The organism is Pantoea sp. X-Soil-YNGN-775 (assembly GCF_059730575.1).
Genome location: NZ_AP035945.1, coordinates 1,322,246 through 1,344,016, shown reverse-complemented (window position 1 = coordinate 1,344,016; position 21,771 = coordinate 1,322,246). Strand labels below are relative to the sequence as shown.

At 55.9% G+C, this 21,771-nt stretch carries 20 protein-coding genes; 5 read left to right on the top strand and 15 right to left on the bottom strand.

Annotation, left to right across the window (positions count from 1 at the left end; all coding sequences use genetic code 11):
* Positions 1 to 55 precede the first annotated feature (55 nt).
* From AC6I8I_RS06275 to AC6I8I_RS06250, 6 genes are read right to left on the bottom strand one after another with little or no spacing between them, the layout of a single operon-like run.
* Entirely contained in the window at positions 56 to 505 is a 450-nt protein-coding gene (locus AC6I8I_RS06275; RefSeq protein WP_312052820.1) for a DUF4385 domain-containing protein, read from the bottom strand.
* Positions 502 to 1,407: a glutathione ABC transporter permease GsiD gene (gene gsiD / locus AC6I8I_RS06270; protein ID WP_312052822.1), complete on the bottom strand. Its 906-nt coding sequence runs from the start codon at positions 1,405 to 1,407 to the stop codon at positions 502 to 504. The genes AC6I8I_RS06275 and gsiD overlap by 4 nt, the downstream gene beginning before the upstream one ends.
* Positions 1,404 to 2,333, bottom strand: a complete 930-nt coding sequence (gsiC, locus tag AC6I8I_RS06265; protein WP_312052824.1) for a glutathione ABC transporter permease GsiC — start codon at positions 2,331 to 2,333, stop codon at positions 1,404 to 1,406. Before gsiC ends, gsiD begins: the two co-directional genes overlap by 4 nt.
* A gap of 46 nt (positions 2,334 to 2,379) precedes the next feature.
* Positions 2,380 to 3,915: a glutathione ABC transporter substrate-binding protein GsiB gene (gene gsiB / locus AC6I8I_RS06260; RefSeq protein ID WP_497828443.1), complete on the bottom strand. Its 1,536-nt coding sequence runs from the start codon at positions 3,913 to 3,915 to the stop codon at positions 2,380 to 2,382.
* Positions 3,916 to 3,969: 54 nt separating this feature from the next.
* Entirely contained in the window at positions 3,970 to 5,826 is a 1,857-nt protein-coding gene (locus AC6I8I_RS06255) for a dipeptide ABC transporter ATP-binding protein (RefSeq protein ID WP_312052827.1), read from the bottom strand.
* Between the two features lie 9 nt (positions 5,827 to 5,835).
* Positions 5,836 to 6,795, bottom strand: coding sequence for an isoaspartyl peptidase/L-asparaginase family protein (locus tag AC6I8I_RS06250; RefSeq protein WP_312052828.1), 960 nt, complete (start codon positions 6,793 to 6,795; stop codon positions 5,836 to 5,838).
* A gap of 265 nt (positions 6,796 to 7,060) precedes the next feature.
* Between AC6I8I_RS06250 and moeA the strand changes: the two genes are divergently transcribed.
* Both moeA and moeB read left to right on the top strand, forming a co-directional pair.
* Positions 7,061 to 8,296: a molybdopterin molybdotransferase MoeA gene (gene moeA / locus AC6I8I_RS06245; protein WP_312052829.1), complete on the top strand. Its 1,236-nt coding sequence runs from the start codon at positions 7,061 to 7,063 to the stop codon at positions 8,294 to 8,296.
* Positions 8,297 to 9,058 (top strand): molybdopterin-synthase adenylyltransferase MoeB, encoded by a 762-nt coding sequence (moeB, locus tag AC6I8I_RS06240; RefSeq protein WP_312052831.1) that lies wholly within the window; start codon positions 8,297 to 8,299, stop codon positions 9,056 to 9,058.
* Positions 9,059 to 9,092: 34 nt separating this feature from the next.
* On the opposite strand, the gene AC6I8I_RS06235 is transcribed toward moeB, so the two are convergent.
* The 7 genes from AC6I8I_RS06235 to mntR form a co-directional block, all read right to left on the bottom strand.
* A complete protein-coding gene (locus AC6I8I_RS06235; RefSeq protein ID WP_312052832.1) occupies positions 9,093 to 10,685 on the bottom strand; it encodes an ABC-F family ATPase in 1,593 nt (530 codons plus the stop codon).
* 178 nt (positions 10,686 to 10,863) lie between these two features.
* Positions 10,864 to 11,265 (bottom strand): H-NS family histone-like protein, encoded by a 402-nt coding sequence (locus AC6I8I_RS06230; RefSeq protein ID WP_031377023.1) that lies wholly within the window; start codon positions 11,263 to 11,265, stop codon positions 10,864 to 10,866.
* An 872-nt stretch (positions 11,266 to 12,137) separates the two neighbouring features.
* The gene (locus AC6I8I_RS06225; RefSeq protein WP_312052833.1) at positions 12,138 to 13,670 is read right to left on the bottom strand and encodes an efflux transporter outer membrane subunit; all 1,533 of its coding nucleotides are present in this window, start codon (positions 13,668 to 13,670) and stop codon (positions 12,138 to 12,140) included.
* A gap of 1 nt (position 13,671) precedes the next feature.
* Positions 13,672 to 15,240 (bottom strand): DHA2 family efflux MFS transporter permease subunit, encoded by a 1,569-nt coding sequence (locus AC6I8I_RS06220; RefSeq protein WP_312052834.1) that lies wholly within the window; start codon positions 15,238 to 15,240, stop codon positions 13,672 to 13,674.
* Entirely contained in the window at positions 15,237 to 16,382 is a 1,146-nt protein-coding gene (locus tag AC6I8I_RS06215) for an HlyD family secretion protein (RefSeq protein WP_312756404.1), read from the bottom strand. The genes AC6I8I_RS06220 and AC6I8I_RS06215 overlap by 4 nt, the downstream gene beginning before the upstream one ends.
* 152 nt (positions 16,383 to 16,534) lie before the next feature.
* Complete coding sequence (locus tag AC6I8I_RS06210; protein ID WP_497828442.1) at positions 16,535 to 17,644, bottom strand: SLC13 family permease; 1,110 nt, start codon at positions 17,642 to 17,644, stop codon at positions 16,535 to 16,537.
* 21 nt (positions 17,645 to 17,665) lie between these two features.
* A complete protein-coding gene (gene mntR, locus AC6I8I_RS06205; RefSeq protein WP_497828441.1) occupies positions 17,666 to 18,124 on the bottom strand; it encodes a manganese-binding transcriptional regulator MntR in 459 nt (152 codons plus the stop codon).
* A 258-nt stretch (positions 18,125 to 18,382) separates the two neighbouring features.
* Here mntR and AC6I8I_RS06200 point away from each other — a divergent pair, with 258 nt between their 5' ends.
* Positions 18,383 to 18,574, top strand: coding sequence for a hypothetical protein (locus AC6I8I_RS06200; RefSeq protein WP_031377027.1), 192 nt, complete (start codon positions 18,383 to 18,385; stop codon positions 18,572 to 18,574).
* A gap of 424 nt (positions 18,575 to 18,998) precedes the next feature.
* On the opposite strand, the gene ompX is transcribed toward AC6I8I_RS06200, so the two are convergent.
* A complete protein-coding gene (gene ompX, locus AC6I8I_RS06195; RefSeq protein ID WP_031377028.1) occupies positions 18,999 to 19,511 on the bottom strand; it encodes an outer membrane protein OmpX in 513 nt (170 codons plus the stop codon).
* 134 nt (positions 19,512 to 19,645) lie between these two features.
* Complete coding sequence (locus tag AC6I8I_RS06190; protein WP_497828440.1) at positions 19,646 to 19,801, bottom strand: hypothetical protein; 156 nt, start codon at positions 19,799 to 19,801, stop codon at positions 19,646 to 19,648.
* Positions 19,802 to 19,879: 78 nt separating this feature from the next.
* Between AC6I8I_RS06190 and rhtA the strand changes: the two genes are divergently transcribed.
* Positions 19,880 to 20,794 (top strand): threonine/homoserine exporter RhtA, encoded by a 915-nt coding sequence (rhtA, locus tag AC6I8I_RS06185; RefSeq protein ID WP_312052840.1) that lies wholly within the window; start codon positions 19,880 to 19,882, stop codon positions 20,792 to 20,794.
* A 325-nt stretch (positions 20,795 to 21,119) separates the two neighbouring features.
* The gene (dps, locus tag AC6I8I_RS06180; RefSeq protein WP_312052842.1) at positions 21,120 to 21,623 is read left to right on the top strand and encodes a DNA starvation/stationary phase protection protein Dps; all 504 of its coding nucleotides are present in this window, start codon (positions 21,120 to 21,122) and stop codon (positions 21,621 to 21,623) included.
* The last annotated feature ends 148 nt before the right edge of the window (positions 21,624 to 21,771 follow it).

Genomic DNA, 21,771 nt, shown 5'->3' with positions numbered 1-21,771 from the left:
GCAGTAAATGGCGGCGCGCAGTGATGCCCGCTGCCGCATCGGGTGATATTCGCGCTTAACCATACTGCTGCTGATGCGCTTTCTTGCGTTTCAGGTAATCCTCATCGGCCCGAATCCGATCCCAGTAGCCCTTAAAAATGGCCGCCGCCGCGGCCTTTTCTTCATTCACGCCACGCGGTAGTTCTTTACCATCAGCATCATATTTTCGTCCGCCCTGATGATTGCTGTAGCGACGTGCGCGGGTGTAGCCCATCTGAATAAATTTACGCGCCATATCCATACCGACAAAATCGTCCTGCTGGCGGTACGCCTCAAACAGCGCCATGATTTTCTCAGCCGACGCTTCGGCAATCGGTACGGTACGAAAGCGCCAGTGCGGCAGGATTTCGCTCTTATAAGGCTCGACCATCAGCACCCCCTGCTCTCCGCGTCCAACCTGATAACGTTCGGGATGTTGACGGAAGTCGATGGTGCTGAAGTCCTGATCATAATCGAAAGGTTTCATGTCTTAAGTTTAGGATCCAACGCGTCGCGTAGCCCGTCGCCGAGTAAATTAAATGCCAGAACGGTGAAAAAGATCGCCAGGCTGGGGAAAATCGCCACGTGCGGCGCAATCACCATATCGGCACGCGCCTCGTTCAGCATTGCACCCCACTCTGGCGTCGGCGGCTGCGCGCCCAGCCCGAGAAACGACAGGCTGGCGGCGGTAATGATGGAAGTGCCGACGCGCATGGTGAAATAGACCACAATCGGTGAGACGGTACCCGGCAGAATATGCCGCATGATAATGGTCCAGTCAGACGCGCCAATACTGCGTGCTGACTCAATGTAGGTCTGATGCTTCAGCACCAGGGTATTGCCGCGCACCAGGCGGGCAAACGCCGGGATGCTGAAAATCGCCACCGCCACGATCACATTGCTCATTCCGCTGCCCATGATAGCCACCACCGCAATCGCCAGCAGGATGCCGGGAAAGGCAAACAGCACGTCGCAGACGCGCATAGTAATGCGGTCCCACCAGCCTTCGTAGTAGCCTGCTAACAGACCAAACAGTGTGCCAATCAGCGCGCCGATGGCCACCGAGAAGAAACCGGCAATCAGTGAAATGCGGGTTCCCACCAATACCCGGCTGAAAATATCGCGGCCGAGGGAATCGACACCAAACCAGTGCAGCAGTGATGGCCCATCATTCAGCCGGTCATAATCGAAATAATTTTCAGCATCAAACGGCGCCACGTAAGGGCCGATAAACGCCAGCACAATCAGCAGCAGCACAAACAGCCCAGCCAGCAGCGCTACCGGCTGCTGGCGGAAACGCCGCCAGAATTCGTGCCACGGCGTGCGTACCCGGTTCTCCTTGATCAGCGGCAGGGTTTTCAGTGCCGCATCGCGTCGCCAGTTTTTCATCGCGATTCCTTAAAGCGAATGGCGGGATTGATCACCGCATACAACATATCAACCATCAGATTGATCAAAATAAACTCCAGTGAAAACAGCAGCACTTCCGCCTGGATCACCGGATAGTCGCGCATTGACACCGAATCGACCAGCAGTCGTCCCAGACCAGGCCAGTTAAATACCACCTCGACCACGATCGATCCGCCCAGCAGGAAACCGAACTGCAGGCCCATCATGGTTACCACCGGGATCATCGCGTTACGCAGCCCGTGTTTCACTACCACCAGCGACTCACGCACCCCTTTCGCCCGCGCGGTACGCATATAATCTTCCTGCATCACTTCGACAAACGAGGCGCGGGTGAAACGCGCCATCACGGCCGCCACCGCCGCACCGAGAGTAATCGACGGCAGAATGTAATGTTGCCAGCTTTCTGCCCCGACCGTCGGCAGCCAGCCCAGCTCTACCGAGAAAATCTGCATCAGCAACATGCCCAGCGCAAAGGCAGGAAACGAAATGCCGGAGACCGCCAGCGTCATGCCGAGGCGATCGGGCCAGCGGTTGCGCCAGACGGCAGAGACAATGCCGATTGCCATACCAAAAATTACGGCCCAGACCATACTGGTCAGGGTCAGCCATAAGGTCGGCATGAAGCGCGAGGCGATCTCATCCGCCACCGGCCGTTTTGATACCATCGACTGACCGAAATCGCCCTGCAAGGCATTAAGAATAAAGTGCCAGAACTGCTGCGGCAGCGGCAGATCAAGTCCCAGCTCCTGACGCACCAGCGCTACCACCGAGGCGTCCGCCTCCGGTCCGGCAATCAGACGCGCCGGATCGCCCGGCAGCAGGTGAACAAACAGAAACACCAGCACCGCAACAATCAGCAAGGTCGGGATCAGCCCCAACAGCCGTTTAAGAAAATAGTTAAGCATGCAACATCCTGCAGCTGCGGCCAGCCGCGTGGGCTGGCCGGCTCCGTTACTTCAGACTGGCCTCATCAAAATTGAATGAGGTATCGGGCATCACATAAAAACCGCTGAGGTTTTTGCTGCTGGCGGACACCAGTTGCTCAACCACCAGCGGGATCCACGGATGATCCTGCCAGATGGTGTCCTGGGCATCTTTGTACAGCTGGGCCTTCTGCGCGCGATCGGTGGTTTTCAGCGCATCCGCCAGATCTTTATCGACCTTAGGATTGCTGTAAAACGCGGTGTTGAAGATCGCAGGCGGCCAGGCGGCAGTGGCAAACAGCGGCGTCAGCGCCCAGTCGGCTTCACCGGTTGACGCGGACCAGCCGGTGTAGAACATCCGCACGCCGCTCTCTTTCTGGCCTTTACCCTCAACTTCGGCCGCCCGCTGCCCGGCATCCATCGCGGTGACCTTAACCTTCACGCCGACCTGCGCCAGCTGCTGCTGCGTGAACTGCAACACTTTCTGCGCGGTGCTGTGATTGTGTGATGACCAGAGGGTGGTTTCGAAGCCGTTGGGGTAGCCCGCCTCTTTCAGCAACGCTTTGGCTTTGGCTGGATCGTAGCGAATGGCCGGATATTGCTGAGCAAAGTCGATGGACGGCGGGACGATACCGGTGGCCGGGGTGGCGTAACCGGCAAAGGCTACTTTCGCCAGCGCCTGGCGATTGATGGCATACTCCAGCGCCTCACGCACTTTCGGGTTGTCAAACGGCTTCTGGGTGACGTTGAGGCTGATATAGCGCTGCATAATCGACGGCGTGGTTACCACCTCGAGCTTGCTGTTTTTCTCCAGCAGTTTGGCCTGCTCATAAGGGATCGGGAAGGCGAAATTGGCTTCCCCGGTTTGCAGCATCGCCGCACGGGTATTGTTATCCACGATCGGCCGCCAGGTAATGCTGTCCAGCTTCGGATAGCCCGGCTTCCAGTAGCCGTCCCACTTCTTCACCTTGACGAAGTCGGTCTGATTCCAGGTTTCGAACACAAACGGACCGGTCCCGACCGGGTGGAAACCGATATCCTTGCCATATTTTTTCAGCGCGGTCGGTGAAATCATCGCCGCCGCCGGGTGCGCCAGAATGTTAATAAAGGCCGAGAACGGCTGCTTCAGGGTCACCTTCACCGTGGTCGGATCGATCACTTCGGTCGTGGCGATCTGCTTAAACAGGTTATAGCGTTTAAGGTGATTATCCGGGTTGCTGGCGCGGTCGAGATTGACCTTCACCGCTTCGGCGTTGAAGTCGCTGCCGTCCTGGAACTTAATCCCCGGTCGGAGCTTGATGGTGTAAGTCAGCCCATCCGGACTGGCCTGATAACTTTCGGCCAGCACGTTGGTCAGCTTCATCTGCTTATCAAAACCAAACAGTCCCTGATAAAACGATTTGGCGACCGCCTGTGACAGCGTGTCGTTGGCGTCATACGGATCGAGGGTGGTGAAGTTGGACGCGACGGCAATCACCGCATCCTGCGCCGCCCAGGCGGGCAATGTAAGGGCGCTGCTTAATATGCCAGCCGCCACTAACCCTTTACGCATCGTCATCTGCATCTTGTTCTCCTGTAATCCCTGTCGGGTGGGTCGCCGAAGCGATATCTTCACTATTCAGGTCGCGCTGATAACGTGGCGGGCGACAAAGTGCCCCGGTGCCACTTCCATCAACGGTGCCACTTCAGGTTCATCCCCTAACGCATGAATCGGACTGGGGATCTCATCAACCATTAACGCGCGTTCCCGGCGATGGTGCGCCGGATCGGCAACCGGGACGGCGGCCATGAGTTTTCGGGTATAAGGATGCTGCGGCTGCTCAAATACCGCCTGGCGCGGCCCCATCTCCACAATCTGGCCGAGATACATCACCGCCACGCGGTGGCTGATGCGTTCCACCACCGCCATATCATGCGAAATAAACAGAAACGCGATACCAAATTCGCGCTGTAAATCGAGCATCAGGTTGATGATCTGCGCCTGAATCGACACATCAAGCGCCGAGACCGACTCATCCGCAATCACCACTTTCGGGTTAAGCGCCAGCGCGCGGGCAATACAGATGCGCTGCCGCTGGCCGCCTGAAAATTCGTGCGGGTAGCGCTGCGCGTGTTCCGGCAACAGCCCGACCTTTTCCAGCAGGACGGAAACGCGCTGTTCCGCTTCACGACGCGACATCACCTTGTGCACCAGCAGCGGCTCCATGATCGAAAAGCCTACCGTCAGCCGCGGATCGAGCGAGGCGTAGGGGTCCTGAAAAATAAACTGAATGTCACGCCGCAGATGCGCCAGCGCCGCGCCGCTGAGGTTATCGATGCGTTGCCCGTTGAAGGTCAGCGTCCCGCCCTGGCTGGCCACCAGCTTCAGCAGTGAACGGCCGGTGGTCGATTTACCGCAACCGGACTCGCCGACCAGCGCCAGCGTTTCGCCGGCATAGAGATCGAAACTGACTTTTTCGACCGCGTGGACCCGACTTTTCACCCGGTTAAACAGCCCGCCGCGAATATCAAATCGCGTCACCAGATCGCGGACCTGCAGAATCGGTGGCCGATCGCGGCGCACGGTATCCTGCGGCGTCTGCTGCTCTTCCCCGCCGTGCAGCAGCGGGAACTTAGCGGGCAACGGCTGGCCGTGCATCGAGCCGAGCTTAGGCACCGCCGCCAGCAACGCCTGGGTGTAAGGCTGGCGAGGGGCGCTAAACAGCTCGGCCGCCGGGGCATTCTCCACCACTTCGCCGCGATACATCACCTGCACCCGGTCGGCCATTTCTGCCACCACGCCCATATCGTGGGTAATAAAAATGACGCCCATCTGCATCTCTTTTTGCAGCACGCGGATCAGCTGCAGGATCTGGGCCTGAATGGTGACGTCGAGCGCGGTGGTCGGCTCATCGGCGATCAGCAACGCCGGTTTACAGCAGAGCGCCATGGCGATCATCACCCGCTGGCGCATCCCGCCGGAAAGCTGGTGTGGAAAGCGGGACAACACATTTTGTGCATCCGGAATACGCACCAGGTCCAGCATATGGCGCGCTTCTGCCAGCGCCTGAGCGTGGCTTTTGCCCTGATGCAGGCGAATCGATTCGGCGATCTGCTCACCGACGGTAAACACCGGATTGAGCGAGGTCATCGGCTCCTGAAAAATCATCGCCATATCCGCGCCGCGTACCCGCCGCATCTGGCCGGCCGGGGTGCGCATGATATCCAGTACCTCACCGTTACGGCGGCGCAGCTGTACTTCACCGCGAACCGTTGCGCCGTTTTGCTCAATCAGCCGCATCAGCGCCAGCGAGGTGACTGACTTACCGGAACCTGACTCGCCCACCAGCGCCAGGGTTTCGCCGCGAAACAGATCAAGGGAGAGATGGCGCACCGCCTCGGTCACCGCGCCCTGATGCTGAAAATGCACACTGAGATCGCGTACCGCCAGCACCTGGTCTGGCGCCAGCGCGGGTAACGCCTGCCGATCGCTCATGCCTGCTCCTTAACTGTCACGGTAGATGGCCACCTCGGCTGCCTCGCCGACCCGTGCCACCGCCCGGTACATTCCTTCGCTATTGAACGGCAGCGCCACGTTACCTTCGCGATCGACCGCAATCAGGCCGCCGCTACCGCCCAGCTCCAGCACGCTGTCGTGAATCACATTGACGCTGGCCTGCTGAAGCGTGCGGCCGGCGTAACGCATCTGCGCTGCTACGTCGTAGGCCGCCAGGGTACGGATAAAGACTTCACCGGTGCCGGTACAGGAGACCGCCACGCTGTCGTTGCTGGCGTAGCAGCCCGCGCCCGGCAGCGGGGAATCCCCCACCCGTCCCGCCTGTTTATTGGTCATGCCGCCGGTCGAGGTCGCCGCCGCCAGATTGCCATTAAGATCGAGTGCCACGGCACCCACCGTGCCAAACTTGCGGTCCGGGTCGAGCGGATCGTCACCGCGGGCAGCGCCATCATGATCCAGCACCGCTTCATCGCTGTTTAGTGCGCGCTGCAGCTGCTCCCAGCGTTCTGGCGTCGAGAAGTAATCTGCCGCCACCGGCTGCAGGCCCTGCGCCTCGGCGAACTGCTCTGCGCCTTCGCCGATAAACAGCACGTGCGGACTCTGTTCCAGCACCGCGCGCGCCGCCAGCACCGGATTGCGAACCCGACTGACGCCCGCCACGGCACCGACGTCCAGCGTTCGGCCATCCATCACGCAGGCGTCCAGCTCATGGCTGCCCTGATGGGTAAACACCGCCCCTTTGCCAGCGTTGAACAGCGGACACTCCTCCAGCTGACGCACCGCTTCTGTTACCGCGTCGAGCGCGCTGGCACCCTGAGCCAGCATCTGCTGGCCGTGCGTCACGATATCCTGCAGGGCCTGACGATAGTGCTGCTCCTTTTCGGCGCTCATTGCTGAGCGCGTAATTGCGCCCGCTCCCCCATGAATGGCGATCACTGCTTTGACCATAACGCTCTGCCCTGTGGTTGCATCAGCACGAAAAACACTGATTTAGAATGGTTTTCATCCATTTTCGGTAATTTTTGACTATAGAAAGCCTGCTAAGTGTTGTAAAGAAGAAACTGTTCCGATGGTTATAACCTTTTCACCCGGCCATATTTCACTTTAGTGGCAGGCGCACGCCAGGCGAAAAGCAGAGAAGGATACCGATGTGACTCAGCGGACAAATCCCACCATAATAAGCAGCATCTGAGATAACCCAACTGGAATAACCATGGAAAGCTTTACTGCAGGATTGATCTCCCTTGAGGAGGCACAACAAAAAATGCTGGCGCAGCTGACGCCGATCACTGACTCGCTGAGCGTCCCGCTGACCGAAGCGGCGGGGCGGATCACCGCCAGGGCCGTTACCTCGCCAATCGCGGTACCGCCGTTTGATAATTCAGCGATGGACGGGTACGCGGTGCGGCTGGCGGACGTCAGCCGCGGTGAGCCGTTGCCGGTTGCCGGTAAAGCGTTTGCCGGTGCACCATTCAGTGGTGAATGGCCGCAGGGCAGCGTGGTGCGGATCATGACTGGCGCCCCGCTGCCGCCAGGCTGTGAAGCGGTGGTGATGCAGGAGCAGACCGAAACCCGTGGCGATGCGATTGTGATTACCGCGCCGGTGCGCGCCGGACAAAATATTCGCCTGACCGGTGACGACATCCAGCCTGGCCACGTGGTGCTGGAAGCCGGCGTGCGGCTTGGCGCGGCTGAGCTGCCGCTGCTGGCTTCGCTCGGTATCGCCCAGGTTGAAATCCTGCGCAAACTGCGGGTAGCAATCTTCTCTACCGGCGACGAGCTGCAGCCGGTCGGTCAGCCGCTGGCGGCCGGACAAATTTACGATACTAACCGCTTCGCGGTGTCGCTAATGCTGCACAAACTGGGCTGCGAAGTGATCGACCTCGGCATTATTAAGGACGATCCTGTGGCGCTGCGTGCAGCGTTTGAGGAAGCCGATCGTCAGGCTGACGTGGTTATCAGTACCGGCGGCGTGTCGGTGGGCGAAGCCGATTTTACCAAAAGCATGCTGGAGCAGCTCGGTGCCATCAGCTTCTGGAAGCTGGCAATCAAACCCGGCAAGCCGTTTGCCTTTGGACGCCTCGCCAGCAGCTGGTTCTGTGGGTTGCCGGGCAACCCGGTTTCCGCTGCGGTCACCTTTTATCAGCTGGTGCAACCGCTGCTCGCCGCGTTAACCGGGCAGAAGAAAGCCGCGCTGCCGCCCCGTCAGAAAGTGCGTAGCGCGTCGCGGCTGAAAAAAACGCCGGGCCGGCTCGATTTTCAGCGTGGGGTGCTGCAACAGAATGCTGAGGGCGAACTGGAAGTGCAGACCACCGGCATGCAGGGCTCGCACGTCTTCAGCTCCTTTGCGCAGGCCAACTGCTTTATCGTGCTGGAACGCGATCGCGGCAACGTTGAGCCGGGTGAATGGGTCGAGGTAGAGGCGTTTAATGCGCTGCTGGAGGGGTAAATGCTGCCTGAGCTAACCGATGAAGAGATGCTGCGCTACAACCGGCAGATCGTGCTGCGTGGCTTCGATTTTGACCGCCAGGAACGGCTTAAAGCCAGTCAGGCGCTGATTGTCGGGTTGGGCGGGCTGGGCTGTGCCGCCGCGCCTTATCTGGCATCGGCCGGGGTCGGCAGGCTGACGCTGCTCGATTTCGACAGCGTGTCACACTCTAATCTGCAGCGGCAGATCCTGCATCATGATGCGGATATTGGCCGTGCCAAGGTTGAATCTGCCGCCCAAAGTCTGGCCGAGATCAATCCCCACTGCCAGCTGCAGCCGATCCACGGCGAGCTGGACGATGCAGCGCTGCTGGCGCTGATCGCCCAACAGCAGGTGGTGCTGGACTGTACCGATAATGTGGCAACGCGTGAGCAGCTCAACCGACTGTGTCGTCAGCAACGGGTACCGCTGGTGTCTGGCGCAGCGATTCGGATGGAAGGCCAGATCAGCGTATTTAACTGGCTGCCGGGTACGCCCTGCTATCGCTGCATCAGCCGGCTGTTTGGCGAACAAACCCTGAGCTGTGTCGAAGCGGGCGTAATGGCGCCGCTGGTCGGCGTGATTGGGGCGATGCAGGCAATGGAGGCGATTAAGCTGTTAACGGACTACGGGACGCCCGCCACCAGCCGATTGCTGATGTACGATGCGCTGAGCGCGGAGTTCCGCAGCATGAAGGTGGCGCAGGACGCGCAGTGCGAAGTATGTGGCTCGCAGCACGGATAAAAAAACGGGGTAGCCTGCGCTACCCCGTTCGCTGTCAGACGATGCCCTGACTGCGCAGGTAATCTTCGTAGTTGCCGGTGAAGTCCACCACCCGATCCGATTTGATTTCCATCACCCGGGTCGCCAGCGAGCTGACGAATTCACGGTCGTGTGAAACGAAAATCAGCGTCCCTTCATACATCTCCAGCGCCATATTGAGTGACTCAATTGACTCCATGTCGAGGTGGTTGGTCGGTTCATCCATAATCAGGATGTTCGGTTTTTCCATCATCAGCTTACCGAACAGCATGCGACCTTTTTCACCACCGGACAGCACTTTGGCCGGTTTCTTAATATCATCCTGCGAGAATAACAGGCGGCCAAGAATACTGCGCACGCTCTGCTCATCATCGCCAGCCTGTTTCCACTGGCTCATCCAGTCAAATACCGTCAGGTCATTGGCGAAATCTTCGGCGTGATCCTGCGCGTAATAACCGATACGCGCATTTTCTGACCATTTAACGCTGCCGCTGTCGGGGCTGAGTTGGCTGACCAGCGTTTTAAGCAGGGTCGATTTACCAATACCGTTGGCGCCGATCACCGCCAGTTTTTCGCCGACTTCCAGCAGCAGGTTTAAATTCTTAAACAGCGGACCGTTATCAAAACCTTTGGTCAAGCCTTCCACTTCCAGCGCATTACGGAACAATTTCTTGTCCTGCTCAAAACGGATAAACGGGTTCTGACGACTGGAGGCTTTTACTTCATCCAGTTTAATTTTATCCATCTGTTTTGCGCGCGAGGTTGCCTGACGGGATTTAGAGGCGTTGGCGCTAAAGCGGCTGACAAAAGATTGCAGGTCGGCAATCTGCGCTTTTTTCTTGGCATTATCAGCTAACAGACGTTCACGCGCCTGAGTCGCTGCGGTCATATATTCGTCATAATTGCCGGAATAGACCCGCAGCTCGCCATAATCCAAATCAGCCATGTGAGTGCAGACCATATTAAGGAAGTGACGGTCGTGCGAAATGATAATCATGGTGCTGTCGCGTTCGTTCAGCACCTGCTCCAGCCAACGGATAGTATCGATATCCAGGTTGTTGGTCGGTTCGTCCAGCAACAAAATATCAGGATTGGAGAACAGCGCCTGCGCCAGCAGGACACGCAATTTAAAGCCCGGTGCAATTTCACTCATCGGGCCATAATGCTGCTCAACCGGAATACCGACACCGAGTAATAACTCACCGGCGCGGGATTCGGCGCTGTAGCCGTCCATTTCACCGTAAACTGCTTCAAGGTCGGCAACTTTATAGCCTTCCTCTTCGCTCATTTCCGGCAAAGAATAAATACGGTCGCGTTCCTGCTTAACTTCCCATAATTCATGGTGACCCATAATCACGGTGTCCAGCACGCTATATTGTTCAAAGGCGAACTGATCCTGACGTAACTTACCGATACGCTCATTGGGATCGTAAGAGACGTTGCCGCCTGAAGGCACCAGATCGCCACCCAGAATCTTCATGAAGGTGGATTTTCCGCTGCCGTTCGCACCGATTAAACCGTAACGATTACCGCCGCCAAATTTAACGGAGATGTTCTCGAACAGTGGCTTACTGCCAAACTGCATGGTGATATTGCTGCTAACTAACACGGCATTGACCTTTGTGAAGAGAGTGGATAGAAAAACGGCAGCTATTATGCCAGATGTGACGCAGCGCACGCCAGTCTAAGCCGCGGATTGCAGTTGGGATGATTGATATCGCGGCAGAAATAAAAAAGCCGGAGGGCCATCAAGGCTCTCCGGCTCCCACTGACAAGGATTGTGTCGATCAGTCGATCAGGAAGCTGTCCAGGCTTTTACCGGCATCCAGCGCTTTTTTAATCGCTGCCGGGGTACGGCCCTGACCAGTCCAGGATTTTTTCTCACCGTTTTCGTCGGTATAAGAATATTTAGCCGGACGCGGCGCACGCTTAGCGCGTTTTTTACCGGTTTCCAGCGCTCCTAATAATTCATTAGGATCGATGCCGTCAGCCAGCAGCATTTCGCGATATTTCGACAGTTTTTCTTCTTTTTCACGATTCTGCGTCTCTTCCGCTTCCGCTTCTTCGCGGCGCTCGGTGACCACAACGTTTAATTTTTCGAGGATCTCTTCAAGATCGCTCAGTGGCAGTTCACGGGCCTGGGCACGTAATGTGCGAATATTGTTCAGAACTTTAAATGCGTCACTCATCACAATGTCCTTGTTTAAGGGGGTTAATAAAACTGTAGCGACAAGATTACCTAATTCAAATAAAAAAATAAATTATTTTTACGCTACAGATAATTCTTAGATGTTATTTCATAAACGCCAGCTGAATTTGAACGGCTAATTCCTGACGTTTTATTAACGCTGAATTAACACTGAACGTGATGTTACTTCTGGCGCTGGAATCGATTACAGGCATCTGCTACCTGCGGAGACTGCCAGAGGAGCCGGTTAAAAATCCCCTGACACCCTGCTTTTTATTTGTGGCCAGTACAGTACAACGGCAAGATTAACCGCTCACTAAATTTAGATCTCAGTCACAATAGTTTACAGATTAAGGCTAAAAAAAAGCCACTGCCGCGCACTCAAATAGCGCAAAAGGATCACGACAATGGTGCATTTTTTATTAATATCTGCGGAGGGTTTAAAAATTTACTCAGCCAGACGCAGGTTGTCAGATAACCCTCATGCGGCCTGCAGCAGGTTAACCGACTTAATCGGCGCATCGGGCCTATTAAACCAGCGCATCAGCAGGCTGGCACCCGACGTTGATAAAGGTGACTGTGAATAAAAACAGAGAAAGTCTGCGCGACCGGCCGGCCATCGCTAACGCTATTTATTCTGTTCAGATAAATAATAGCCGACGCGCAACAGCGGCTAAGCTGAATAATAACCCTGACATTTATCCTGTTTTATTTGCACCGGTTTACGGGCAGAAAAATGGAAGTGAACAGTGACTATTCAACGGGTTATCACGCAGAGAACGGCAAAGTGTGGGGGATAATAATCGCCTGAGCCAGCGGCGTTAGTGACAATAGTGCGGCGGTGGCAGCCGATTTTCTGCCACCGCCTGCCGGTTAATTTACCTCTGTCGCCGGACCAAAGACTGAATATTGCGGCAGCTCGACGTTCTGGTAGGTTTCCCAGCCGCCGCCCAGCGCTTTGTACAACGCGACTAAATCCAGTGCGCTCTGCATCCGCGCCTGGGTAGCCTGCTCTTCGGCCTGCGCCAGCTGACGCTGCGCATCCAGCACCTCGAGGAAAGTTGAGAGTCCCTGACGGTAGCTGTCACTGGCCAGATCAAAGGCGCGCTGCAGCGAACCGGTGGTCTGGTCCAGCGCGGTGACCCGCTGCTGATCGGCGCGGTAGCTAACCAGCGCATTCTCCACGTCCTGTAAGGCAGTCAGCACCGTCTGACGATAGTCGAGTGCGGCACTGGCCTGCTGCGCCCGCGCCAGTTTGACGCTCGACACCAGTCGTCCGCCCTGGAAAATCGGAATCGATAATGACGGGCCGTAGCTGTAGAAGTGACTGCTCCAGTTATCGAGATAACTGACGTCAGTGTTGCGCACGCCCAGCTGACCGGTCAGTGACAGGCTCGGGAACAACTGCGCGACAGAAACACCAATCTCCGCCGTCTGCGCATGCAGCGTCGCTTCCGCCTGGCGGATGTCAGGACGACGTCGCGCCAGCGTAGAAGGGATTCCCACCGGGACAAACTGCGGCAGTGGCGGCAGCGCTTTCGGCGCACTCAGTTCCGCATCCAGCGAGCCGGGCGTTTTGCCCAGCAGCACCGCTAAGCCATTCATCGCCTGACGCGCCTGCGCCTGATACTGCGGCAGCTGCGCCTGCAGGCTACTGAGCTGGGCGCGGGCATTTTCCACATCGGTTAACGGTGCCAGTCCGTTACGTTGCTGGCTCTGGGTCAGTTCGGTGGTCTGCTGCGCCACATCAATCTGCTGCTGCAGCGTCTGTAGAGTACTTTGCGCGCCACGCAGTTGCAGCCAGGCACGCGCCACTTCCGCTTCCAGCGACACCAGCGCATCGTTGCGCTGCTCAATCGCCGCCTGCTGCTGGGCATTAGCAGATTCAACCTGACGGCGCACTTTGCCCCACAGGTCGAGTTCCCAGCTGGCATCGAAACTGCCCTGATAGAGGGTCACCGGCTGGGTCAGCCCATTAAGCTGGCTGGCGACGTTGCTGTCGAGCTGATCGGTGGCACCATTGGCCTTCAGCAAGCCTTCCAGCCCGAGCTGCTGGCGGTTGACTTTGGCCGAACCATTGAGGCTCGGAAACAGACCGCCTTGCGCCTGGCTCAGCTGCTCACGTGCGCCGGCAATGCGCAGCACCGCCTGTTGCAGCGTCAGGTTGCCATCAATTGCGCGGGCGATCAGGCTGTCGAGTTGCGGATCGTTGAAGCTGCGCCACCAGCGGGAGTTGATCGCTGCACTCTGCGGCTTAGACGCTTCCTGCGAGTCCAGGCTGTTGTAGCTGCCGGGCACCGCCGGTTTCGGCGCCTGATAATCTGGCCCGACGGCACAACCGGCCAGCGAAAGGGCCAGCGTTAACAGGCTCAACGGTTTCAGGCCGCGAGAATAAATAACCTTCATGTCAGTGTGCTCCTGCACTGCCTTCGCTCTTAATCGGCGACAGCAGCCAACAAAATGGAATCAAAATCAGGGCGACAATACTCAGGCCTGAGAAGACATCGATATAAGCGAGAATGCGCGACTGGGCGATCATCTCCTGATAGAGCTGACCGCTTGCCAGGGTAATCGGATCGCCTACCGCTGAGGTAAAGTCGCGAATCGCCTGCGCCCAGTGCTGCACCGTGATGTTGAACTGCTCGTTAAGCGGCGACATGTTATGCACCATATGCGCCGATCGCACCTGCTCACGTTCGGTGATGGCAGCGGTCGACAATGAAATGCCAATCGAACCCGCGACGTTGCGGAACATGGTAAACAGCGCCGAGGCGTCAGCATTGAGCCGCTGCGGAATGGTGACGAACGCGATAGTGGTGAGCGGCACGAACAGGAAACCGAGCCCGATAGACTGCGCGCTGCGCATCAGCACCAGGGTGGTGAAATCCACATCGGGTGTCAGGGTCGATGAGTAGAGGAATGCCACCGCCAGACAGCTGAAACCAAACGCGATGATGTAGCGCGTCTGCACTATCGGCATCAGTTTCAGCACCAGCGGGATGGTCAGCACGATCAACACCGCCCCGGGTGACAGCACCAGACCGGACCAGGTGGCGGTATAGCCCAGATCCTGCTGCGCCAGCTGCGGCAGAACCACCGAGCTGCCGTACAGGATCATTGCCATCCCGGCCATCAGCAGCCCGGCAACCCAGAAGTTGCGGTCTTTCATCACCAGAATATCGACCACCGGCTTGCGGGCATACATCAGCCAGTAAACCGCCCCGACAATCCCGATCACCGCCAGAATGGCGAACAGCACAATGAAGTGCGAAGCGAACCAGTCTTCGTCTTCACCGCGATCCAGCATCACCTGCAGACAGCCGAGCCCAAGGGTGATTAGGCTGATACCGATGTAATCGATCTTCAGTTTGCCCTTGGCCCATTTGCGCTCCCACGGCGGATCTTCCAGCAGCTGATAGATCGCCAGCACGGTGAGCACGCCAACCGGAATGTTAATAAAGAACACCCAGCGCCAGCTGTAATTATCAGTGATCCAGCCACCCAGCGTGGGTCCGATCACCGGCGCCACGATGATGGCGATGGAGGAGAGACCAAACGCCTTACCGCGATCTTCCGCCTTAAAATAGTCCAGCAGCACCGACTGCTGCACCGGCTGTAAGCCGCCACCAAAAAATCCCTGCAGCACGCGGAACAGAATAATTTGCCATAGCTCGGTGGCGATGCCACACAGGAAAGAGCAGATGGTGAACATCACAATACAGATCAGGAAAAACTGTTTACGGCCAAACAGTCGGCTGAAAAAGGCGGAGATCGGCAGCACAATGCCGTTTGCCACCAGATAGGAAGTCAGCACCCAGGTTGACTCGTCATAACTGGAGGAGAGCGAACCGGCGATGTGCGGCAGCGCCACGTTGACAATCGTGGTGTCGAGGATCTCCATGAACACCGCCAGGGTGACCGTGACCGCGACCAGCCACGGATTGCTGGCCGGTTTCCAGCTCTGCGGGGCACTCATTCCACCGTCACCTTCGGTTCAACCGACAGGCCGAGCGGCAGCGGATGATTTGGGTCCAGACCTTTATCAATCACGATTTTGACCGGTACGCGCTGCACAATTTTGACGTAGTTTCCGGTGGCATTTTCTGATGGGAAGGTAGAGAAGCGTGAACCGGAGCCCATCTGAATACTGTCGACGTGCCCTTCCAGCTTCATATCTGGCCAGGCATCAACGGTAATCGCCACTTTGTCGCCCGGGTTCATGCGCTCAAGCTGCGACTCTTTGAAGTTGGCGGTAATCCAGATATCCGGTGACACCAGCGAGAACAGCGCAGATCCGGCCTGGACCAGCGTGCCGGGCTGCACATTACGCTTGGTGACAAAGCCGTCGTACGGAGCGCGCACCTGGGTGTAGGAGAGATTAAGATCGGCGGTGTTGAGCTGCGCTCTGGCCTGTTCAACCTGTTGCTGACGCGCTTCAACGTTGGTTTCCTGCTGGCGAATCTGTAACTGCACCTGCGACGCTACTTCCACCTGCGCTTTCGCGCTCTGCAACTGGGCCTGAGCAGAACGTAACTGCGCCGCTGCGGTGTCAATATTGCGCTGGCTGGTGGCGCGTGGATCGACGCCGCGCTGGCGACGGTAATCGGCCTGCGCGTTAAGCAGATTTGCTTCCGCTTTGGCCTGATCGGCTAACGCCTGATCGCGCTGGGCCGGATACTGTACCCGCGACAGCGCCAGTTGCGCCTGCGCCTGGTGCAGCTGCGCGACCGCCAGGCCGAGTTGAGCTTTGGCCTGATCGCGCTGCGCCTGATTGTCGCTGGGATCGATTTCAACCAGCAGATCGCCCTTCTTCACTCGCTGGTTATCTTTAACCAGCAGCTTAACCACATAACCGGAAGCCTTCGGGGCAATCGTCACCGCATCGCCTTCGGTAAAGGCGTCATCGGTGGTCTCCTGGTTACGGGTTGAGAACCAGAACCAGAATCCGACAATCAGCATCACCACCACCACAACGGCCAGAATGATCAACGGCTTTTTACCGGGGCGTTTGCGTTCGGGCTGCTGGTCATTATCCTGATTATCATCAGGCTGACTGTTCTTATCCGGCGCATTCTCTGCGTCCTGCTGGTGTGGATCGCGTTGGTTGTTCTCGCTCATAGTTCCCATCACTGGCTAAGGCCCTAATTCCCGGGCATAAAAGGTCCCGTTAACCTTAGATCGAAAATTGACAAAATCCAGCATAACTTTACTTAAGCTGAGGAAAGGCGCACATCCTGCTACCTGGGATCGGCAGCAGGATGGAGGGGGAGTTATTTGAGCAGCTGCAGCAACAGCCAGCCGCTGGCCATTGACCAGCCGAGCAGGGGCAGAGAGAAGAGATGGAAACGCCACCAGACCGCACGATCCTGCGCCATTCGTAAAGCGATCAGGTTGGCGAGCGAGCCGGGCAACAGGCCGAAGCCACCGATATTCACCGCCCAGGCGAGCACCTCAGACGGCGGAACTTTTTGCAGCAGCAGAATCGTCGCCGGCACGTTGCTGATCACCTGTGACAGTCCAATCGCCAGCAGGTAAAGCTGTCCCTGACCGAGATGAGTGATCGCATCAAAGTGCGCCTGCATTACCGGCAGGCGCGTCAGCAGCCAGACGTCGATAAACATGGCGATAAACACCGCCAGCAAACTCCAGTCGATGCGCAGTAACACCGGGCGCGCTATCAGCAGGAAGCTGGTGATGATCAACAGCAGCACCCAGCCGGTCAGCTGCCACTCCAGCCCGGCGATAAACAGCAGATAGAGCAGCACGCTGACCACAAACAGCGGCTTCTGCCACTGCGGCTGTTGCGGATTGTCGTGCTTCTCAATGGTGCGCTTCGAAAAGCTAAACCAGGTTAACACCACCAGGCTGAGCAGCAGCCAGGCCGCGAGAGGCAGCATCTGCACGATAAAGCCCGCCACGCTGAGCGAGCCGTGACTCCATAACAGAATGTTTTGCGGATTGCCGACCGGTGTCAGCAGCGATCCGGCGTTAACCGCCAGCGCTTCAAAGATAATCAGCCGGGAGATCGGTAAGCGCGAAAACTTACGCAACGTCAGGGTCAGCGGCACCAGAATGAACAGCGCCACATCATTGGTCAGAAAAGTTGAAAGCAGCGCTGCCGCCAGCACCATAAACAGCGCCAGCGCGCGTTCATGCCGAAAGCGAGCGATGAGCCGCCCACCCAGCACATCAAAATAACCGCTGGTTTCCAGACCTTTGGTCAGGATCAGCAACCCGGTGAGAGTAATAATGGTGTGCCAGTCCACCGCACCCGGCAGATCCGGCCAGCGAAAGTCAGCCAGAAATGCCAGAACCACACCAATAACGACGAGTAAATGCAAAATCGAGTCATGCAAAAAAGATCGAAACAGCTGCGGCATGATGGCGTTGAGCCTTAAAAGTTAACGGGTTTTACAGAATTTCTGGAAGACGGCCAGGGTTTCATCACTGACGTGATGCTCAATACCTTCAGAATCACGGCGGGCGGTTTCCGGACTGATTCCCAATGCCAGCAGGAAAGTTTCAACGATGTGATGACGGGCACGGCTCTCCTCAGCCAGCTTCTCTCCTTCGCCGGTGAGAAAGACGCCGCGATAAGGCACCTGCTCAACCAGCCCGGCGCTGCCGAGACGTTTCAGCATTTTTGCCACCGTTGGCTGGGAAACGCCCAATCGCGCCGCCATATCAACCTGACGCGCTTCGCCAAATTCACCAATCAAATCAGAGATTAACTCAACGTAGTCATCAATTAATTCACGACGATGCGCTTCGCGCACCTGCCGAAAACCCTCGACATGCTCTTCAATATCTTTCAGTGGTCCTTGCGGGGCAGAAACCACGCTTTTGGCACGACGACTCATTCAGCTTCCTCTTTATTATGTCCGTACTGTCACTGCCGTACGGATGTAGCTGGGCTCATTGTAAACCAGGTGCAAAGAAGCTCAAATTTTTCGTCATTAGCCTTGGCTAAATGATATAGCCAATGCTATATTTGTTGATAATGTAAGCAGCCGGTGGTGAAGATCATGATCGATCCCTATCTGTTACTGTTGTTGTTTATGGGTTACGTCGCCGGACTCTGCTTACTTTTACATCGATACTGATTGGGAGGTGATTCTATGAGCACCCTGAAATGCTGTTTAGACTGCAGCAAATGCTTCCAGGCTGAAAAGAGAACAACCACGGAGATGAAATCCTGGCTGTGCCTGCTGACGCGTTCCCCATTCACACTGCGTCTGATGTTGATTGAAAAATTACTCGGCAAAAAGCCTGAAGATCGTCGCTGTCAGAATCTGATCTGGCGCGGATAATTCTTCACCGGCCGGTTTACAGCGCCTTTCAGTGAATCACTTGAGGGCCACTTCCCTTCCCCCTCATGGATTGCTCCACTCAGGTAATGTACCTCTCAGATAATACTCACCGCAGCTTATCTTAACCTCCGTTGTGATGCGCTTCAGCGTGCCTTCGCTTAGAAGCACCTTCTCTGCCCGTCATCGTCGCATCGTTGAGTGCTATTGAGGTGAGATAACCTGCATCCAGACCCTTTTGCTGGCTGATCTGCTGGCACATCACGTCACATCGGGCCAGATTTGCCCTGTGGCGTTGCGCCAGTGCCGCTCATCGCTCACCGCGTTAAACGGGCAGAACGCCCCTCTTAGGCGAAGAATGCTGGAAAGCGCGCAATAAAAAACGGCCCATAAAGGGCCGTTTTTTGGCAGGTCGTCTAAGCTAAACTTAGAAGCTGTAACCTACGCCAGCAATCCAGGTGCCAACGTCAACGTTACGGATGCGGCTCTGCTCGTAGCCCACGTCCAGTGCAACGTTTTCGATTGGGTTGAACTGCATACCAGCGCCGTATGAGAAGCCTACGTCGCTGCTATCAGATTTGTCACGTGAAGCGGTGTCGTTCTGCTGGAATTTACCATAGCCGATACCCACAACACCGTAGATGCTTGCCCAGTCGTTCAGACGGTAAGCAGGACCACCAGTGATGCCGTAGTATTGACCTTTGTTGTAAAAGCCATCTTCGGTACGATCTTTTTCGGTGTAGGTGAATGAGCCAATCCAACCCAGTGGGTTTGAACCGTCTTCATAGCGGTATTTCAGGTTGAAGCCGTTAGCTTTGTTAGCCACGCCCTGGTAATCGCTCTGAGCGTAACCACCAGTCACGGTGCTCTGTGCCATTGCTGAACCTGCAGATACTGCCAGTACACAGGCTAATGCTGAAAGACATGCAATTTTTTTCATAACCACCTCAAATGTGAAAATACTTCTCTCCTGACAACGCTGAAAATATAACAAAAAATAGCGAGAAACTCTGCCCGCATTTTGTTGTCTAACAGAATGTTTGGTGTAACAGAAAGTTAATGCAACATCCTATGTCATTCATTTTTCTTATAAAAACCGTCATCCTGCTGCAATAATTTTTTTTTCATCTTTTCGGTCTTTAAGTTAAATCCTAAAAAATCCTGACGTTTCTTTACCAAAATGGCCCTGAATCTGGCCAGAATTTGTGCAGTTAACGCAAATTTAAACACCACTCTGTCATTTTTTTGCTCACCATTTCCTTTACACTGACTGACTCACCGCGCTTATGACCAGGAAATGTATACAGGATGTCTGCCTCTTCAGTTCAAAAAAGCCTTGCGCCCGTCTTATTACCGATCGCCGTGCTGCTGATAGCGATGTTATCGCTGCAGGGCGGCGCCTCTCTGGCTAAAACCCTGTTCCCGAGCGTCGGCGCAACCGGCATTACTGCCCTGCGTCTCGGCTTCGGCACTCTGATTCTCTGCCTGATCTTCAAGCCATGGCGCTTACGCTTCAGCCGCGAACAGCGTATGCCGCTGTTGATGTACGGGCTGGCGCTCGGCGCGATGAATTTTATGTTCTATCTGGCTATTCGTACCGTGCCGCTCGGCGTGGCGGTAGCACTGGAGTTTACCGGTCCGCTGGCGCTGGCGCTATTCGGATCGCGCCGCCTGCTCGATTTTGTCTGGGTACTGCTGGCAGTGGTGGGATTAGCTTTTCTGCTGCCGTTCGGGGCGGGCATGGTATCTATCGACCCGCTGGGTGCCGCGCTGGCGGTGGGCGCAGGTGCCTGCTGGGCGATCTATATTCTGGCTGGCCAGCGTGCGGGAGCAGAACACGGTCCTGCCACGGTGGCGATTGGCTCGCTGATCGCATCGATTATTTTTGTTCCGCTCGGCCTGACGTTTGCCGAAAGCGGCATCTGGCACTGGAGTGTGCTGCCAGTGGCGCTGTTGGTGGCATTGCTCTCCAGCGCGATCCCCTATTCCCTTGAGATGATCGCCCTTACGCGCTTACCGGCGCGCATCTTTGGCACGCTGATGAGCCTGGAGCCGGCGATGGCGGCTTTTTCCGGCATGCTGTTTCTCGGCGAAACGCTGACGCCGCTGCAGTGGCTGGCGCTGCTGGCAATCATCATTGCTTCAGCGGGCTCCACCCTCACCATGAAGCCTAAAAAGACTCAGCTAAGCGAAGTGGAAATTAACAGCAGCGGAACTAAATAAGCGATTAACAGGATTTTTCTCATCCGCTTAAATAACAATCACAATCAACCTGATAATTATTCTTAACTAAATCAACCTACTGACTTTCGTATTTTGAAACAGTCGCTTATCTGTTATTTACATAAGAATTTAACCTATTGATTTAGAATGGTTTTAACCAGAAATTTTATTTTAACATGGCATTAACTTTTGCTTGAAAGCGCTGCCAGCGTTGAAGATATGCGCTATTTCAGCCATCGACACAGCCGTTAATGCAAAGCTGAAAACCGCTGCTATACTTATCCGGTACTTGATTAGGACAACCATCAAAGAGAGGACTGAAACGATGAGTACCGCTAAATTGGTTAAAACTAAATCTTCCGACCTGATTTACACCCGTAACGATGTGGCAGATGATGAGAAAAAAGCCACCATTGAGGTGTTGAACCGTCTGGTTGTCGAATTTATCGATCTGTCTTTGATCACCAAACAGGCCCACTGGAACATGCGTGGGGCTAATTTCATTGGTGTTCACGAAATGCTGGACGGCTTCCGTACTGCCATTACCGATCATCAGGACACCATCGCTGAGCGCGTTGTCCAGCTGGGTGGCGTTGCGCTGGGTACCGCGCAGGTAGTTAATGATAAAACCCCACTGAAAAGCTATCCGCTTAACATCCATAGCGTGCAGGACCACCTGAAAGCGCTGGCCGATCGTTACAGCGTTGTCGCTAACGACACCCGTAAAGCGATTTCAGAAGTTAAAGATGAGGATACTGCTGACATCTTTACTGCTGCTTCACGTGACCTGGATAAATTCTTGTGGTTTATCGAAGCCAACATTGAATAACAGCCATTGATTCATCAATGAGACAAAAACGGCGGGGAGACCCGCCTTTTTTACGTCTGTAATAGCGCAATTTTATGACCCTGTTAACAGTTCTTCCCTCCTTCGCTTCACAGCCTTAACAACTGAGGCACACTACCGATTGCACCAA

Excerpts from the sequence above, each read along its gene's own strand:
- AC6I8I_RS06210 (WP_497828442.1), bottom strand. The coding sequence starts at position 17,644 with ATGCCGCAGCTGTTTCGATCTTTTTTGCATGACTCGATTTTGCATTTA.
- gsiB (WP_497828443.1), bottom strand. The coding sequence starts at position 3,915 with ATGCAGATGACGATGCGTAAAGGGTTAGTGGCGGCTGGCATATTAAGC.
- AC6I8I_RS06225 (WP_312052833.1), bottom strand. The coding sequence starts at position 13,670 with ATGAAGGTTATTTATTCTCGCGGCCTGAAACCGTTGAGCCTGTTAACG.
- moeB (WP_312052831.1), top strand. The coding sequence starts at position 8,297 with ATGCTGCCTGAGCTAACCGATGAAGAGATGCTGCGCTACAACCGGCAG.
- AC6I8I_RS06275 (WP_312052820.1), bottom strand. The coding sequence starts at position 505 with ATGAAACCTTTCGATTATGATCAGGACTTCAGCACCATCGACTTCCGT.
- gsiC (WP_312052824.1), bottom strand. The coding sequence starts at position 2,333 with ATGCTTAACTATTTTCTTAAACGGCTGTTGGGGCTGATCCCGACCTTG.
- moeA (WP_312052829.1), top strand. The coding sequence starts at position 7,061 with ATGGAAAGCTTTACTGCAGGATTGATCTCCCTTGAGGAGGCACAACAA.
- AC6I8I_RS06255 (WP_312052827.1), bottom strand. The coding sequence starts at position 5,826 with ATGAGCGATCGGCAGGCGTTACCCGCGCTGGCGCCAGACCAGGTGCTG.
- ompX (WP_031377028.1), bottom strand. The coding sequence starts at position 19,511 with ATGAAAAAAATTGCATGTCTTTCAGCATTAGCCTGTGTACTGGCAGTA.
- mntR (WP_497828441.1), bottom strand. The coding sequence starts at position 18,124 with ATGAGTCGTCGTGCCAAAAGCGTGGTTTCTGCCCCGCAAGGACCACTG.
- gsiD (WP_312052822.1), bottom strand. The coding sequence starts at position 1,407 with ATGAAAAACTGGCGACGCGATGCGGCACTGAAAACCCTGCCGCTGATC.
- AC6I8I_RS06215 (WP_312756404.1), bottom strand. The coding sequence starts at position 16,382 with ATGAGCGAGAACAACCAACGCGATCCACACCAGCAGGACGCAGAGAAT.
- AC6I8I_RS06250 (WP_312052828.1), bottom strand. The coding sequence starts at position 6,795 with ATGGTCAAAGCAGTGATCGCCATTCATGGGGGAGCGGGCGCAATTACG.
- AC6I8I_RS06230 (WP_031377023.1), bottom strand. The coding sequence starts at position 11,265 with ATGAGTGACGCATTTAAAGTTCTGAACAATATTCGCACATTACGTGCC.
- AC6I8I_RS06200 (WP_031377027.1), top strand. The coding sequence starts at position 18,383 with ATGAGCACCCTGAAATGCTGTTTAGACTGCAGCAAATGCTTCCAGGCT.
- AC6I8I_RS06220 (WP_312052834.1), bottom strand. The coding sequence starts at position 15,240 with ATGAGTGCCCCGCAGAGCTGGAAACCGGCCAGCAATCCGTGGCTGGTC.
- rhtA (WP_312052840.1), top strand. The coding sequence starts at position 19,880 with ATGTCTGCCTCTTCAGTTCAAAAAAGCCTTGCGCCCGTCTTATTACCG.
- dps (WP_312052842.1), top strand. The coding sequence starts at position 21,120 with ATGAGTACCGCTAAATTGGTTAAAACTAAATCTTCCGACCTGATTTAC.